At 69.1% G+C, this 15,664-nt stretch carries 14 protein-coding genes; 11 read left to right on the top strand and 3 right to left on the bottom strand.

From position 1 onward, the window contains the following. Positions 1-6: 6 nt before the first annotated feature. Positions 7-1,041, bottom strand: coding sequence for a serine hydrolase (locus LXB15_RS13935; protein ID WP_233949021.1), 1,035 nt, complete (start codon positions 1,039-1,041; stop codon positions 7-9). A gap of 184 nt (positions 1,042-1,225) precedes the next feature. Here LXB15_RS13935 and ruvC point away from each other — a divergent pair, with 184 nt between their 5' ends. From ruvC to ruvB, 3 genes are all read left to right on the top strand, one after another. After that, positions 1,226-1,753, top strand: coding sequence for a crossover junction endodeoxyribonuclease RuvC (gene ruvC / locus LXB15_RS13930; protein WP_233949020.1), 528 nt, complete (start codon positions 1,226-1,228; stop codon positions 1,751-1,753). 117 nt (positions 1,754-1,870) lie between these two features. Further along, a complete protein-coding gene (gene ruvA / locus LXB15_RS13925) occupies positions 1,871-2,494 on the top strand; it encodes a Holliday junction branch migration protein RuvA (RefSeq protein ID WP_233949019.1) in 624 nt (207 codons plus the stop codon). A 46-nt stretch (positions 2,495-2,540) separates the two neighbouring features. Then, positions 2,541-3,587, top strand: coding sequence for a Holliday junction branch migration DNA helicase RuvB (gene ruvB, locus LXB15_RS13920; RefSeq protein ID WP_233949018.1), 1,047 nt, complete (start codon positions 2,541-2,543; stop codon positions 3,585-3,587). A gap of 19 nt (positions 3,588-3,606) precedes the next feature. Here ruvB and LXB15_RS13915 read toward each other — a convergent pair whose 3' ends face one another. Next, a complete protein-coding gene (locus LXB15_RS13915) occupies positions 3,607-5,052 on the bottom strand; it encodes a DUF2254 domain-containing protein (RefSeq protein ID WP_233949017.1) in 1,446 nt (481 codons plus the stop codon). Between the two features lie 196 nt (positions 5,053-5,248). On the opposite strand from LXB15_RS13915, the gene LXB15_RS13910 reads away from it, so the two are divergent. Further along, the gene (locus LXB15_RS13910; RefSeq protein ID WP_233949016.1) at positions 5,249-6,097 is read left to right on the top strand and encodes a hypothetical protein; all 849 of its coding nucleotides are present in this window, start codon (positions 5,249-5,251) and stop codon (positions 6,095-6,097) included. A gap of 59 nt (positions 6,098-6,156) precedes the next feature. Continuing rightward, positions 6,157-7,815 carry a hypothetical protein gene (locus LXB15_RS13905; RefSeq protein ID WP_233949015.1) on the top strand — a complete coding sequence of 553 codons (1,659 nt, stop codon included), beginning with the start codon at positions 6,157-6,159 and terminating at the stop codon, positions 7,813-7,815. 84 nt (positions 7,816-7,899) lie between these two features. Here the strand turns inward: LXB15_RS13905 and LXB15_RS13900 are convergent, their stop codons facing one another. Beyond that, positions 7,900-10,083, bottom strand: a complete 2,184-nt coding sequence (locus LXB15_RS13900; protein WP_233949014.1) for an esterase-like activity of phytase family protein — start codon at positions 10,081-10,083, stop codon at positions 7,900-7,902. 139 nt (positions 10,084-10,222) lie between these two features. Between LXB15_RS13900 and ybgC the strand changes: the two genes are divergently transcribed. From ybgC to pal, 6 genes are all read left to right on the top strand, one after another. Beyond that, positions 10,223-10,693: a tol-pal system-associated acyl-CoA thioesterase gene (gene ybgC / locus LXB15_RS13895; RefSeq protein WP_233949013.1), complete on the top strand. Its 471-nt coding sequence runs from the start codon at positions 10,223-10,225 to the stop codon at positions 10,691-10,693. Between the two features lie 205 nt (positions 10,694-10,898). Beyond that, a complete protein-coding gene (tolQ, locus tag LXB15_RS13890; RefSeq protein ID WP_233949012.1) occupies positions 10,899-11,612 on the top strand; it encodes a protein TolQ in 714 nt (237 codons plus the stop codon). A gap of 41 nt (positions 11,613-11,653) precedes the next feature. Then, positions 11,654-12,106, top strand: a complete 453-nt coding sequence (gene tolR, locus LXB15_RS13885; RefSeq protein WP_233949011.1) for a protein TolR — start codon at positions 11,654-11,656, stop codon at positions 12,104-12,106. A gap of 10 nt (positions 12,107-12,116) precedes the next feature. Then, positions 12,117-13,187: a cell envelope integrity protein TolA gene (locus tag LXB15_RS13880; RefSeq protein ID WP_233949010.1), complete on the top strand. Its 1,071-nt coding sequence runs from the start codon at positions 12,117-12,119 to the stop codon at positions 13,185-13,187. Between the two features lie 250 nt (positions 13,188-13,437). Further along, positions 13,438-14,748 (top strand): Tol-Pal system beta propeller repeat protein TolB, encoded by a 1,311-nt coding sequence (gene tolB, locus LXB15_RS13875; RefSeq protein ID WP_233949009.1) that lies wholly within the window; start codon positions 13,438-13,440, stop codon positions 14,746-14,748. 236 nt (positions 14,749-14,984) lie between these two features. Continuing rightward, positions 14,985-15,515, top strand: a complete 531-nt coding sequence (gene pal, locus LXB15_RS13870; protein WP_233949008.1) for a peptidoglycan-associated lipoprotein Pal — start codon at positions 14,985-14,987, stop codon at positions 15,513-15,515. Positions 15,516-15,664: the final 149 nt, after the last annotated feature.

Below are 15,664 nucleotides of genomic sequence, written 5' to 3'. Positions count from 1 at the left end.
GAGAGCCTATCCTTCCGGCTGGCGGGCTGCTGCTGCCGGCACGATCGTCTCGGTGACGAGCCGGTGCAGCGCCTCGCGGTGGCCGGTCCGCCCAGACGGGCTGGTCGCGTCGGAGGTGATCACCACCGTCAGGTCGAGTTCCGGCAGCACGTAGACCATCTGGCCGCCATAGCCCCAGCCATAGCGCACGTCGTAGCCGCCGAATTCCTCGATGAACCAGCCATAGCCGTAGCGCCCGGCATGGAAGCGCGACTGCGTCCGCGGCTCCCACGACGCGGCGATCCAGTCGGCCGGGATGACGCTGCGCCCGTCGGGTGCCTTGCCGCCATTGCGGTAGAGTTCGCCGAAGGCCAGCAGCGAGCGCGGCGTCATCGCCATCTGGTTACCGCCGAGATAGATGCCCTGCGGATCGCGTTCCCAGGCGGTGATCGAGACCCCCGTGTCGCCCAGCCAGTCGCGGGCGAGTTCCAGCGTCGACCGGCCGGTCTCGCGGGTCAGGATCGCCGACAGAAGATGCGTCGAGCCGGTGGAATAGAGCATCGACCCGCCCGGGTCGGTCTCGAAGGGCATCGCCAGCGCCGCGCGCACCCAGTCGCGGCTGGCGACCCAACTGCCGTAGTTCGCCCCGGATGTTCGCCCGAGCCCCGCCTGCATCGACAGCAGGTGGCCGATCGTCACCTCGGCCATGCGCGGATCCGGGTCGGCCGGCAGCTTGTCGCGCAGGAGCGGCGCGATCTTCTGGTCGACGCCGTCCAGCACGCCCTTGTCGATGGCGATCCCGACCAGCGCCGAGATGATCGATTTCGACGCCGACTTGATGTTGGTCGGCTCACCCGTCGCGTGGCCGCGAAAACCCTCGTCGACCAACACCTCGCCGCCTTGCGCCACCAGCAGCGTCTCGACCGGATCCAGGCCGCGGGCGCGCTCGATCGCCGGCTGGAAGGAGGGGCGGTCCCCGGCATCCTGCGCGTTTGCGCCGGTGGGAACGAGAATCAGCGCGGCGAGACTGGCGGCCACGAGGCGGCGTCGGGAAATCATCATCGGCGCCACATGGGGCGGTTCCTGCCGCGCCGCACCCCGTTCACCGAAAGCTGATCCGGCGATATCGCGGCGTGAATCGGAGTACTTTCCGCAAAGCGCGCGTCGAAACGCTCTTCGTTTTTGTTTTGTTCATGCTTCGTCTTCTCAATGCGCGGAGATTCGGGTAGGCGTAAAGGTTAAGACAATGTTGCAGGAGCGGGTCATTCGCATCATCGGCATCGATCCGGGACTGAGGAATACCGGCTGGGGGGTGGTCGAGATCATCGGCAACTCGCTGCGCTTCGTGGCCAGCGGCACGGTGAAGTCGGATGCCAAGACCGACCTCGCCACACGCCTGAAGACGCTGCATGACGGACTGACCGCGGTGATCCTGGCGCATGCGCCGCACGAGGCGGCGGTGGAGCAGACCTTCGTCAACAAGGACGCGGTGGCGACGCTGAAGCTCGGCCAGGCCCGCGGCATCGCCATGCTGGTGCCGGCGCTGGCCGGCTTGCCGGTGGCCGAATACGCGCCGAACGCGGTCAAGAAGACGGTGATCGGGGTCGGCCATGGCGACAAGAAGCAGATCCACATGATGGTGAAGGTGCTGATGCCCAAGGCGACCTTCGACTCCGACGACGCGGCGGACGCCATCGCCATCGCTATCTGCCACGGCCATCATCGCCAGTCGGCCGCCGCCCGTGCGGCGTTCGACGGCGCCGGGCGGTCCTGACTTGGCCCGGCGGACGCAGGGTGCTAGCCGGGATGCGGCGCTGACGCGCAGGGCGCTGCCCGACCGCGTTCGTGCCTGCCGTCGGCAGGGCGCCCGCAACAGCCTGGAGACCCATCCTTGATCGGCAAGCTGAAGGGCACGCTCGACGAGATCGCCGAGGACCACGTGGTCGTCGACGTGCACGGCGTCGGCTACGTGGCATTCTGCGGCGCCCGCACGCTCGCCTCGCTCGGCGGGGTGGGCGAAGCCGTGGTGCTGTTCATCGAGACCTATGTGCGCGAGGACATGATCCGGCTCTACGGCTTTGCCAGCGAGACCGAGCGCGGCTGGTTCCGCCTGCTGCAGAACGTCCAGGGGGTCGGCGCCAAGGTGGCGCTGGCGGTGCTGGGCACGCTCTCGACCGGCGATCTCGCCAATGCCGTGGCCCTTCAGGACAAGGCGATGGTGGCGCGCGCGCCCGGCGTCGGGCCGAAGGTCGCCGCCCGCATCGTCGCCGAGCTGCGCGACAAGGCGCCGGCCTTCTCCGGTGCGGCCGACGCCGAATCCTTCGCGCTGAAGCGCGGCCTTGGCGACGGCGTCGCGCCGGGCCCGATCGCCGACGCCGTCTCGGCGCTGGTCAATCTCGGCTATCCGCGCGACCAGGCCGCCTCCGCCGTGGCGATCGCGGTGAAGGAGGCCGGTGACGACGCGGCCGCTTCGGCGAGCCTCATCCGCCTCGCGCTGAAGGCGCTCAGCCGATGACCGGCGCGATTGACTTCGCCGGCGCTTGGCGCGAAGCGCTCCGCCCATGAGCGAGACCCGCATCATCACGCCGGAAAAGCGCGGCGAGGACCTCGACACGACGCTGCGCCCGCAGCGCCTCGACGAGTTCGTCGGCCAGGCCGCGGCGCGCGCCAATCTCAAGGTGTTCATCGAGGCGGCGCGCAATCGCGCCGAGGCGCTCGACCACGTGCTGTTCGTCGGCCCGCCCGGCCTCGGCAAGACGACGCTGGCGCAGATCATGGCGAAGGAACTCGGCGTCAATTTCCGCGCCACTTCCGGCCCGGTCATAGCCAAGGCCGGCGATCTCGCTGCGCTGCTCACGAACCTTGAAGAGCGCGACGTCCTGTTCATCGACGAGATCCACCGGCTCAGCCCGGCGGTCGAGGAGATCCTCTATCCGGCGATGGAGGATTTCCAGCTCGACCTGATCATCGGCGAGGGCCCGGCGGCGCGCTCGGTGAAGATCGACCTGTCGAAATTCACCCTCGTCGCCGCCACCACCCGGCTCGGCCTTCTGACGACGCCGCTGCGCGACCGCTTCGGCATCCCGGTGCGGCTGAATTTCTATACGGTCGAGGAGCTGGAACATATCGTCAAGCGCGGCGCCCGGCTGATGGGGCTCGCCATGGCGGAGGAGGGCGCGCGCGAGATCGCCCGCCGCGCCCGCGGCACGCCCCGCATCGCAGGAAGGCTGCTGCGCCGGGTCCGCGACTTCGCCGACGTCGCCGGCGTGCCGATCGTCGACCGGCGCATCGCCGACGAGGCGCTGTCGCGGCTCGAGGTCGACAGTCTCGGCCTCGACCAGCTCGACCGGCGCTATCTCGACCTCATCGCGCTGAATTTCGGCGGCGGCCCGGTCGGCATCGAGACCATTGCCGCGGCCCTGTCGGAGCCGCGCGACGCGATCGAGGACATCGTCGAGCCCTATCTCCTGCAGCAGGGCTTCCTGCAGCGCACCCCGCGCGGCCGGCTGCTGACGCAGCGCGCCTTCCAGCATATCGGCCTCGCGGTGCCGTCGACCTACCAGGGCTCGCAGGCGAGCCTGTTCGAGGATCCCGGCGACCCGGTCTGACCGGTCCGCCGACGCCGGTTCAGCGTCCGGCCGGCTCGCCGGTGCCCAAGGCCACGGCCGCGGGCACGGCGGGACCGGGCGGCGGCAGCCGGCCGCGCGGATGCCGCAGGCTGGCATCCAGCCGCGCCCCGGCGGCGTCGATCGTCGCCAGCGCCGCGCCGGCATGGGCGGCGCGCGCCGGCGCCATGAAAGCCTGCATCTGGAAGCGGATTGCGGCGAGCTGCGCGTCGTTGCGGCAGGCCGGCACGATCTCGGCAAGACTTTTCAGGAACCGTTCGGCCGCGATCATGTCGCTGGCGGCATACTGGCGGACATGGCCGAAGGACAGTTCGAGATAGTCGTCGAAGCTGCGATGGCGGTCGATCACCCGCAGCCTTCCGTCATCGTCGTCGTGCAGCGGATCGGGAAACTCGTGACCGGCCAGCGCCGCCATCGCCGCGGTCAGCCAGTCGAGGCAGGTGATCGCGGTGAACGGGTCGTTGATCCCGGGCGACAGCGCCCTCGCGGCGATCTCCACCAGCTCGTCGATGAGGAACACCGGGTCGTCGCTGGGCGTGCGCTCGTTGCCCGTGGCGATCGAGGCGAGCAGCTTCTGTCGCGTCTCGTCTGACACCCGCTCGCTCGGCCAGGCATGGAACAGGATGCGGCCGGCATGAACGAACTCGCCGGTCCGGCAGTTCAGCCGCACCACGATGTCGGCATTGCGCGCCGCCTCGATCAGCGTCTGCCGGTCGACGACCTGCAGGTAGCCGGCGCGGTCGCAGGCGATTTCCGCGTAGGGGACGGTGGCGGCCATCGGGTCGCTCTCGTTCCGGAAGCAGGCGGGGATCTGCCAGTGGCGGGCTTCCACCGCGTCGGCGGCCGCGGACCGCTCCCGTGGCTCGGGGAAGTTCGCCTCGATGTGCCGGATCAGCGTCTTGCCGATCCCGGCGATGACGTTGGAGATGTGGATGGTCGAGGGGACGTGGTGGATGAAGAAGATCAGCACGCCGATCGAAGCGACGGCGAGGATGATCGCCGCGAACACCGCGATGTCGGGCACGAACATCGTGCCGTAGACGTCCGAGTCCGAGCCGTCCTGGACGCTGCGCAGCACCAGCATGCAGTAGACGAAGGTGGCGACGAAGACCCCCAGCGTGACCTGGTTGCCGCGGTCGTTCATGAAGTTGGTGAGGAGCCGCGGGCCGAAGCTGCCCGACGCGAACACCACCGCGGCCATGGTGACCGAGAACACGGTGCCGGCCACCCCGATCATTGATCCGCCGATCGCCGAGAGGATGGCGCGGGCCCCGTCCGGCTGCGTGGCGAAGAAGAAGGCGCCGTCGCCGAAGCTCTTGATATCGAAGCGGGCGTCGATCTCGACGAGGACAATGGCCAGCACCGCCGCGCCGACCGCCATCAGTGACGGGATGAACCAGTAGCTCGCGATGACGCGCTGGTAATATTGCTGGACAAACGCGCGCATCACGATCCTTGTGGTCAGGCCGCAGCAGATATGGCCCGACCCGGCATGCGCAAGCGCCGCCCGAACGATCGGGTGGATGTCTGGCGCGGCAGCTGCCTTCCGACAGTGACCGATGAGACGCTGGCTCGCACTGCGGGACGGATGGCCAGTTGCCGCACCGGCTGCTATATTACGCTACGTAACCGGAGGCGCAGCCATGGTCGCGGGCGGGACGGATGCGCTGCTGGTGCTCAGCTACAATGTCTGCTGGGAAGCCATGAGCCACCGCGACAGCCTGCCGCTCGGCCGCCTGTGCACCTTCGTCCCGGGCGCCCCGCACCTCACCCGCTGTGCCGTGAACGTCTCCCAGTGCATCGACGCGATGCCCGACGCGCTCGGCATGGACGGCTTCGACTTCATCGGGCTGCAGGAAGCCAGCAACTGGTACGAATGGCGCGCCTATGCCCCGCGCACGCTGCTTCGGATGGCGGCGGTGCACAGCGAGAGCCGTCACGAGCTGATGGTCAGCTACTACGACGACGGCCGCTACGACCTTTCCCACGAACCCGTCTGCGGCAATGTCGGGGGCGGCCGGCCCTTCCAGATCCTGGTCTGCGCGGCCCGGCAGGGCGGCGGCGGCGTCATCTTCATCAACATCCATGCCGGCCATCACCAGGACTTCGGCTTCCTCGCCGGCGCCCTCGGCGCCGCGGCGGCGCCGCTGCCGCTGACGGCGGCGGAGAAGGCCTACCGGATCATCGTGGTCGGCGACTTCAACGAGGCGGACTGGAACTGGCACGCCCGCCGGCTGAACGTCACCAGCTGGCAGCCGCTGGCCGCGGCCGGCATCGCCGCCGCGGTGCAAGTCGGCACGACGCCGTTCACCTGCTGCAAGTCCGACGGCAACTGGCAGGCACCCGGCGGCGGCCTGGCCACCGGCGACCGGGCCGGCGACTACGTCTTCGACAGCGTCGCGCCGACGGCCTGCCAGATCCCGCCGAACTACCTGCCCGGATCGCTGCAGTCGGACCATCTGCCGGTGCTCGCCGTGCTGCCGGGCGCCTGAATCGCCGCGCCGCGGTATCCGCGGTACGGTTGCGACAACAACAATCCGCGGGAGGAACCATGTCCAACAGAACGATCGTCCGGTCGCTGCTCTCTGCCACCGCCATGCTGGCGGCGGGCCAGGCCGCGCAGGCGCAGGAGCAGCCGGGGCCGAACCAGGTCCAGCAGGCGGCCTATTTCCTCGCCGACCGGCGCGACGGGCCGGACTGCCGCCCCGGTTTTGCCGGCGGATCGGCGACCTGGCCCGACGGCATCGCTAGCCCCGCCATGTCCTGTCCGGACGCCTTCGGCTGGACCTCGTTCCTCTCGGCGATCGACCAGGAGTTCTGGACTTGGGGAACCGACCAGACGATCTGGGTGGCCGACCCGAAGCCGCTCTGCGGCCGCGAGGGCTCGCCCGCCGATTGCTGCGACCCGGCGGTGTTCGCCGAGACGCCGCCGCTCGGCGAGGCGCCGGCCGCGGGGTGCCCCTATTATCCGCCCGACTGGTCCAACCCGCCGCCGGTGACGGTGGCGCGGCCGGCCTCCAGCCATTCCCACGACTTCCTCGACCGGCTCGACCCGGCGCGGGTGCTGCGCCAGGAGGAAGCCGAGATCGTCTACCGCAACCGGCCGTTCATCCGCTACAGCTTCGAGCAGAACCTCTACAACAAGGAGGGTCTCGGCGCCCGCTTCACCGCGATGCAGGACTGGATCTCGACCAACGCGCCGTACCAGAACGAGGCGCTGGCGGTCGACTATCCGCCCGATGCGGTGATGTTCAAGGTCGACTATCTCAGCCAGTCGGAGATGCTCCAGAAGGGGCTCATCCAGCGAACCGACGGCAGCGGCCAGCCGCTCGATCCGCCCAACAACCCGACGGCGCCCTACGTCACGCTGCTGATCGAGGAGACCCTCGCGCCGGGCGACGAGGAACCCGAGCTGTATTACCTCGTCGGGATCACGGCGGCCTCGAAGGCGATCCCGAACTGGCACTGGTACGCGATCGAGCATGTCGGCAATCTCGGCCGCTGCGACTTCATCGGCTGCAACGATTCCTACGGCTTCAGCGCCGCGGGTGTGACGGTGGACGGGCGCAGCTTCGGCCAGAACTTCATCCCGCCGAAGACCGAGAACTCCGAGGATTCCACCGCCGACATCGTCTACGAGCTCGGCACCGCCTACACGGTCGAGGAGACCGGCGAGGTCATCTCGCCCGAGCTCGACGGGCTGATGCAGGCGATGGGGATCGCGACGGGGACCGGGCCCGCCGATCCGAACGTGCCCTCGGCCGCCGACCCGGCCTGGCGGAGCTATCGCCTGAAGGCCTCGCAGACCGAGTTCGTCACCGCCTCCGGCATGCCCACACATAACGGCCAGTCGATCACCGAAGGCGGCTTCGTCGATTCTGCCTCCTGCATCACATGCCATGCTCAGGCCGGGCCCGACGCCTTCGGCAATCCCGGCGTCCCCGGCGTCGGTGCCCGCAGCGACCTCAACATCTTCGGCCTGAACCAGACGGTGAACGGCGCGCCGGAGCCCGAATGGTTCTTCGCCGGCGGCACCAACGCCATGCGCTCGCTGCAGATGGACTTCGTCTGGGGGATGCTCAACGCCAGCTGCATCGCGCCGGAGGGCACGACCGGCAAGTGCCAGTCCTATGCCGGGCCGCTCTTCGCGCCGCCGATGCCGCCGGTGCCGAGCAGGGCGGCTGCGGGCGGCGCTGCTCCGGCACAGTGACGCCTTCGACACGCGCCGCGCCAACCAGCGCCGAAACAAAAAGGGCCGCCCTCGTGGCGGCCCTTCCTGGCTTGCGGCAGTCGGTTACATCTTGCCGATCGGGAAGAACAGCGTCTCGCCCGAGGAGTCGTCGACGCCGTCATTGTCGGTGACGGCGTAGCCGGTGCCGTCGGCGGCGATCGTGAAGCCCTCGATCTTGTCGACCACGTAGCCGCCGTTTGCCTGGAGATCCGGGATGAAGTCGTGGACTTCCTGCTTGGCCACCGTCGGCAGTTCGCCGCCGATCGCCGCCGGGGCGAGGTCGGCCACGGCGACGCGGTAGAGCTTCTTCAGCTTCGCCGCCGCGCCGATCTGGTTGTCGCGCTCCAGCACGTAGAGATGATCGCCATGCGCGGTGATCTCCGACAGCCCGACCCAGCCGGCCTCGGCGCTTTCCAGGGGATAGAGCACGGCGCTCCATTCCTTCGACGCCGTGTCATAGGCGAGCAGCTTCACCGAACCCTTCGGATCGTCCTTCCACTCGCGCTGGATCGCCACCCACAGCGTGTCGCCGTCCATCGTCACGCCTTCCGCGCCGAAGCGCGTCGCGCCCGCGACGAGCGCCTCGGGGAAGGGGACTTCCTCGACGATCGCGCCATCCGCATCGACGCGCAGCAGCTGGTGCGGGATTTCCTTCTCCGCGTCGCCCTCGCTGGCAAGCCAGAATCCGCCGTCCGCCGCGGGCGCGATACCCTCGAGGTCGAGCTTCTCGGCCGGCTGGCCGTCACGGGTGATGACGGTCTTTGCGGTGATGCGGGCGGGCTTGGCCGATGCGTCGATGGTGAACATCGCCGGCTGGTTCTCGTAGAAGGAATCGCTGACGGCGTAGAGCCGGCTCGCGTCCTCGGGATCCGCCGCAAGGCCCGACAGCGCGCCCCATCCGACCGGGGCCCCGTCCTGGTCATCGGACACGATCGTCGGATAGGCCGGCTCGCTCTCGGCCCGCTCGTAGATCATCACATGCGAGCGCGCGCCGCCGTCCTCGACGAGGTCTTCCTCGTTGGAGGTGACGAGGAGATTGCGCGACGGGATGGCGATGGCGCCTTCCGGCGCGATGCCGGACGGCAGCAGCTGCAGGAACTCCGGGTCGCCCTCGCCGAGGCGGTAGACGCCGACCGCCGAGCCGCGCTCGGAGAGGACGAAGGCGTAGGTCGCGTCGCCGAAGGTCGCGACTTCCAGGCCCTCGGGCTCGACGCCCTTGGCGTCCGACCGCTTGTCCGGATAGTGGCCGGCGCGGATCACCTCGTGCTCGAAGGCCGGGCCGGATTCGTAGGCGACGGTGCCGTCCTTGTTCCACACGGTGAAGGAGCGCGAGCCGCCTTCGTAGTCGCCTTCGTTGGCGGAGATGAAGCGGTCGTCGTCGATCCACTGCACGGTGTCCGGCTCGCGCTTCACGTCAGCCTGGCTGCCGGTGAAGTCGAGCTTGCTGTCGTCCTCGACGTCGATCCCCTCGAGGCTCACCGCGCCGGCCGAGAAGTTAGCCGTCACCTTGCCGGTGGCGGCGTCGACGATCGCGAAATGGTTGTTCTCCTGCATCGACACGACGATCTCGCCGGCATCGTTGAAGTCGACATATTCCGGCTCCGGATCGCTCGGCGCGACCTCGGCGAGGCCGGTGAGGTCGACCGTCACCATGGAGGCGCAGTCCGGCACGCCGTCGGTCAGCTTGAAGATCACCAGGTTGCCGGCCGGCATCTGCGGGATCTCGCCGTCGTTCAGGTCCTCGTCGCGCTCGTTCTCGATGGCGACCGCGGCGTAGGCGCCGTCCTTGGCGACGGCGACCGAATCCGGCTGGCCGCCGAGATCGCAGGACGCCGTCTCCGCCTTCGTAGCGAGATTCACCACCGCAAGCCGGCCGGAGGGCGCGGTGAAGTTCTCCGACGTGTTGACGCCGACAAGCGCGTCCGGTCCCGCGACGGCGACCGAGGTCGGTTCGCCTTCCATCGCCATGAAGCCGGCGGCCTTGGGCGCGCGCGGGTCGGTGATGTCGACCATGCCGATGCCGCCGGCCGGGCTGTCGGAGTAGATCAAAAGGTTGCCGTCCTGGCTCGCCGCGATGATCTCCGACGAGGTCTGGGTCTCGGCGGGCATGTCGGAGGGCAGGTTGGACGCGACCGGGAAGGATGCGATGCGGTTGAACACCGGGTCGGCGAGCGCCGCGCCGGAACCGGCGAGGACGCTGGAGGCGAGCAGCGCGATGGCGAGGGGCGACGAGGCGGGACGGGACATGGCGAGAACCTTTCCTTGAAGTCGGAAAGCTCCTATGGCCAACGCCCTGTGACAGCCGCATGACAGCATGGGTGCGGCCGGACGCCGATCGCCTGGCGGGCGGCCGGCGCCTTCGACGGGCGAAACGGGAATCTCGACGATGAGCGAAGAACTTGCGGGCCGACTGACCGATTTCGGCCACGCCCTCAGGGTCCGGGTCTATTTCGAGGACACCGACTTTTCCGGCGTCGTCTACCATGCCCGCTATTTGCATTTCCTCGAGCGGGGCCGCTCCGACCTCCTGCGCCTGCGGGGAATCGACCACCGCGGACTGCTGGCCGGCAGCTTCGGCGAGGCGATGGCCTTCGCCGTCCGCCACATGGACATCGACTTCCTGCGGCCGGCGCGGATCGACGACATCCTCACCGTCGAGACCCGCACCGAGAAGCTCGGGGGCGCCCGCATCATGCTGTCGCAGCGGATCCTGAAGGACGGCGATCTTCTGGTCGCCGCCAAGGTCAAGGTCGCGGTCATCTCGCCGCAGGGCAAGCCGATGCGCATGCCGCCGCGCGTCATCGCCGCACTCGCCCCTGGGGAAGGCGGCGAAACCGCAATCGTAACCTCGTCTTAACCTTACCGTCGGATGAATGTCCCGGGGGCAGTTTGAAGCGACTGCGCCTTTCTTTCACCGGATTCGCTTGTGAAAGGCATCAAGGGGTTAAGCGTTCGGACGAATGGGCAGGCGCGCTTGCGACGGTCCGACTTCGCGGCGGTCCGCCGGACGTCGCCGCGCATCAGGCGCGCGCCATCGGTTCTGAATTTCGAGGATATCTGGGATGAACGGAGAAGTCGTTCAGGGGACTTTGGCGGCCGCCGGCACCATGTCGCTCTGGGACCTGTTCTGGCACGCGGGCTTCATCGTCAAGCTGGTGATGATGGGACTGCTGCTCGCCTCGGTCTGGACCTGGGCGATCATCATCGACAAGTCGATGCGTTACGCGGCCTTCCGGCGCCAGCTCAACAAGTTCGAGAGCAATTTCTGGTCCGGCCAGTCGCTGGAGGACCTCTATCACAACCTGTCGGAGCGCAAGACCTCCGGCATGGGCGCGCTGTTCGTCGCGGCGATGCGCGAGTGGAAGAAGTCCTTCGAAAAGGGCGCCCGCTCGCCGATCGGCCTGCAGGCCCGCATCGAGAAGGCGATGGACGTGACCCTGGCGCGCGAGATGGACGACCTGGAGTCCCGCCTCGGCTTCCTCGCCACGATCGGCTCGGCCGCGCCGTTCATCGGCCTGTTCGGCACGGTGATCGGCATCATGACCTCCTTCCAGGCGATCGCCGGATCGCAGCAGACCAGCCTTGCGGTCGTGGCCCCCGGCATCGCCGAGGCGCTGCTCGCCACCGCGATCGGCCTCGTGGCGGCGATCCCCGCCGTCATCGCCTACAACAAGCTGTCGGCCGACGCCGGCAAGCTGGGGATGCGGCTCGAGGCATTCGCCGACGAGTTCTCGTCGATCCTGTCGCGTCAGATCGACGAGAAGCTCGCGCGCTGACGGCGCGGCGCTGTCTGCGGCAAGCGGGAAAGGGCTGAACCATGGGAATGTCTACGGGCTCGGGCGGCGGAAAGTCCTCGCGGCGCGGTCGCCGCCGGCGCGCGCCGATGAGCGAGATCAACGTCACGCCGATGGTCGACGTGATGCTGGTGCTCCTGATCATCTTCATGGTCGCCGCCCCGATGCTCACCGTCGGCGTGCCGCTGGAGCTGCCGGAGGCGCAGGCCAAGGCGCTCAACGCCGAGACGCAGCCGATCACCATCTCGGTGCGCTCGAACGGAACGGTCTTCCTCAACGAGACAGAGGTGCCGATCGAGGACGTCGTGGCGCAGCTCGAGGCGATCGCCACCACCGGCTACGACGAGCGGATCTTCGTGCGCGGCGACCGGGCGGTGGACTATGGCGCGGTGATGCAGGTGATGGCCCGCATCTCGGCGGCCGGCTTCCGCAATATCGGGCTCGTCACCGACCCCGATTCCAGCGCGCCGGCGTGACCGCCCAGCCATGAAATCCGGTCTCGTCTTCTCCACTGCGCTGCACACGGCAGTTCTGACCTGGGGGCTCTGGTCGCTCTCGGCGCCGGATCCGCTGGAGGTTGCGTCCGTGGAGTCGATGCCGGTCGAACTCGTCTCGATCGAGGAGTTCTCCCAGTCGGTTGCCGGCGCCAAGGACGCGCCGCTGGCCGAGACGTCGGCCCCGACTCCGACGGAAAAGCCCGAGACCCTGCCGATGCCCGCCGAGAATGTCGGCGACAACGAGGTCGACCTGGAGACCCCGCCGACTCCGGTGGAGCGTCCGCGCGCCGTGGAACAGGCGGCTGCCGCGCAGCCCGCGCCGACGCCGCCCGAGCCGGCCCCGGAGCCCGAGCCGGCTCCCGAACCCGAGGTCGCCGAGACGCCGCCGCCGGTCGAGACCCCGCCGGCGGAGACTCCCGCCGAGGCGCCGCCGCCGGAGCCCGTCGAGGCCGATCCCGTCGAGCAGGCGATCGCCGAGGCGGAAGCGCCGCCCGAAGTTCCGCCCGCGCCGAAGAACGTGCCGGTGCCTGCGTCCAAGCCCACGCCGCCCCGTCCGGTCGTCGCCGAGACGCGCGAGCCGGAGCGCGAGGAGCGTCCGGCCGAGCCGACCAAGACCGCCGAGATCGAGACGCCGGAAGAGAGCGAGTTCGATGCCGACCAGATCGCCGCGCTGCTGAACCGCGAGGACGCGGCGGGCGGCGGCGCCAAGCGCTCGCAGGAACAGGCGGCGCTCGGCACCCAGCGCACCACCGGCGCGAAACTGTCGCAGAGCGAGCTCGATGCGCTGCGCGGCCAGATCCAGCGCTGCTGGTCGCCGCCGGCGGGCGTCTCCGAAGCCGGCTCGCTGCGGATCTCGATCCAGCTGCGGCTCGATCCGACGGGCGCCCTCGAGACGGTGCCGCAGATCGTCGGCGGCGGCGGCGCGTCGATGGTCGAGCGCATCGCCGGCGAGGCCGCCCTCCGTGCCGTCCGCCGCTGCGCGCCCTACAACCTGCCGGCCGAGAAGTACGAGACCTGGGCCGACGTCATCGTCAATTTCGATCCGAGCCAGATGTTCTGATGCGGATCGTGCGGCTTCATCTGGCGGCGTCCGCGGACGCGCGCTTGCCGGTCGCGGCGCGCGGCGCCATCCAGCGCGTCATAGAATTATCGGATTGCCCCGTTTCACCCCGCCCCGGGGCCGGAGCTTTTCGCGCGGCGTCGCCGCGGGCCGGCACGATCGTGCGCCGGCCGGCGACGGCGACCACCCACCTCAGGCCGCAAGCAGATATCCGGCACCGTGCCGGCCGTGATCAATGGAAGGACCGGACATGAACACGATCTTCAGGGGCGTCCTTGCCGCGGCCTTCGCGCTGGCCGGCGCGCTGCTCACGGTGGCGCCGGCATCCGCCGTCGTCGAGATCGACATCACCCAGGGCAATGTCGAGCCGCTGCCGATCGCCATCACCGACTTCCAGTCGCAGGACGGGCTGGGCGCGCAGATCGCCGGCGTCGTCGCCGCCGACCTGAAGCGTTCCGGCCTGTTCGCGCCGATCGAGAAGGCCGCCTTCATCCAGAAGGGCCTGACCCCGGACGTCAGCCCGACCTTCTCCGACTGGACCGTGATCAATGCGCAGGCGCTGGTCGTCGGGCGCGTCACGCCGGAAGCCGACGGGCGCCTGCGCGTCGAGTTCCGCCTGTGGGACACCTTCGCCGGCCAGCAGCTGGACGGCCAGCAGTTCTACACCAACCCCGAAAACTGGCGCCGCGTCGCCCATATCATCGCCGATGCGATCTACGAGCGGCTGACCGGCGAAAAGGGCTACTTCGATACCCGCATCGTCTTCGTGTCCGAGAGCGGCGCCAAGAACCAGCGGGTGAAGCGCCTGGCGATCATGGACCAGGACGGCGCCAATGTCCGTTTCCTCACCGACGGCAGCGATCTGGTGCTGACCCCGCGCTTCTCGCCGAACCGCCAGGAGATCACCTACATGTCGTTCGGCGAAGGCGAGCCGCGCGTCTACCTGCTGCAGCTCGAGACCGGCCAGCGCGAGATCGTCGGCAACTTCCCCGGCATGACCTTCTCGCCGCGCTTCTCGCCGGACGGCCAGAAGGTGATCATGAGCCTGCAGCAGGACGGCAACGCCAACATCTACGCCATGGACCTTCGCTCGCGCGCCACGACCCGGCTGACCAACACGGCCGCCATCGACACCTCGCCGTCCTTCTCCCCGGACGGCACGCGGGTGGTCTTCGAGTCCGACCGGGGCGGGCGTCAGCAACTCTACGTGATGAGTGCCGACGGCTCGAACCAGCAGCGCATCTCCTTTGGCGACGGCTCCTACTCGACGCCGGTGTGGTCGCCGCGCGGCGACCTGATCGCCTTCACCAAGCAGTCGGGCGGGCAGTTCCAGATCGGCGTCATGCGGCCGGACGGCTCGGGCGAGCGGATCCTGACCTCGGGCTTCCACAACGAGGGCCCCACCTGGGCGCCGAACGGCCGGGTGCTGATGTTCTTCCGCGACGAGAAGGGCGGCGGCGGCCCGCAGCTCTACTCGATCGACCTGACCGGCTACAACGAGCAGCGCGTGCCTACGCCGGGCTACGCGTCGGACCCCGCCTGGTCGCCGTCCCTCGAGTAGGGAGCGGCGCGGCCGCCAGCCTCGGGCAAGCCCTGCCTCCCATCATGCGCCAACCGTTGCGGACGCGTCTCAGATCGCGTGCCCGCAGCCGCCTGGCCGTCTCGTTTGCGTCGCAATGTGCGGGAAGTCTTTTGCACTGCGGGGCGCGCCGAAAAGCCCGCGGTTTTACAGAGTGTTAAGGCTGCCCAGCGTAAACGTCCGGTAACAGGTTTCGATCGTTTTTGAAGGAGCTGGCCATGCGCCGGACGGTATTCGGGGTTAACAGCCGTGTCGTGATGGCACTTGCGGCCGCCTTGCTGGTGGCGGGTTGCGCCAAGAAGGATGGCTTGCCGGACAACGCTGCCGGCCTCGGCCTCGGCGGCCCGGGCGGCATGGCCGGCGCGGGTGCCGGCAGCCCCGGCTCGACGCAGGACTTCACCGTCAATGTCGGCGACCGCATCTTCTTCGACACCGACTCCTCCTCGATCCGCGCCGATGCGCAGCAGACGCTGCAGCGCCAGGCGCAGTGGCTGAACCAGTACCCGCAATACGCCATCGTCGTCGAAGGCCACGCCGACGAGCGCGGCACCCGCGAGTACAACCTGGCGCTCGGCGCCCGGCGCGCCGCCGCCACCCGCGACTATCTCGCGCGTCTCGGTGTCTCGGCCAACCGCATGCGCACCCTGTCCTACGGCAAGGAACGCCCGGTCGCCGTCTGCGACGACATCTCCTGCTGGTCGCAGAACCGGCGCGCGGTCACCGCACTGAGCGGCGCCGGCGCCAGCTGATCCAGCCCCCGGGCAACGCAGAGGCGACGGCCCCCCGGGCCGTTGCCTCGATGTGACAGGCGGGAGCAACTCCCGCCCGGCGACGGCGCTCGCCCAACTTTGGCCGAACTCCCCCGTTCCATGCTAGGACGTCCGGGCTGCGGAAGGCG

The sequence above is a fragment of the Aurantimonas sp. HBX-1 genome (assembly GCF_021391535.1).
Lineage (GTDB): Bacteria > Pseudomonadota > Alphaproteobacteria > Rhizobiales > Rhizobiaceae > Aurantimonas.
This window is presented reverse-complemented; position numbering and strand designations above follow the sequence as displayed.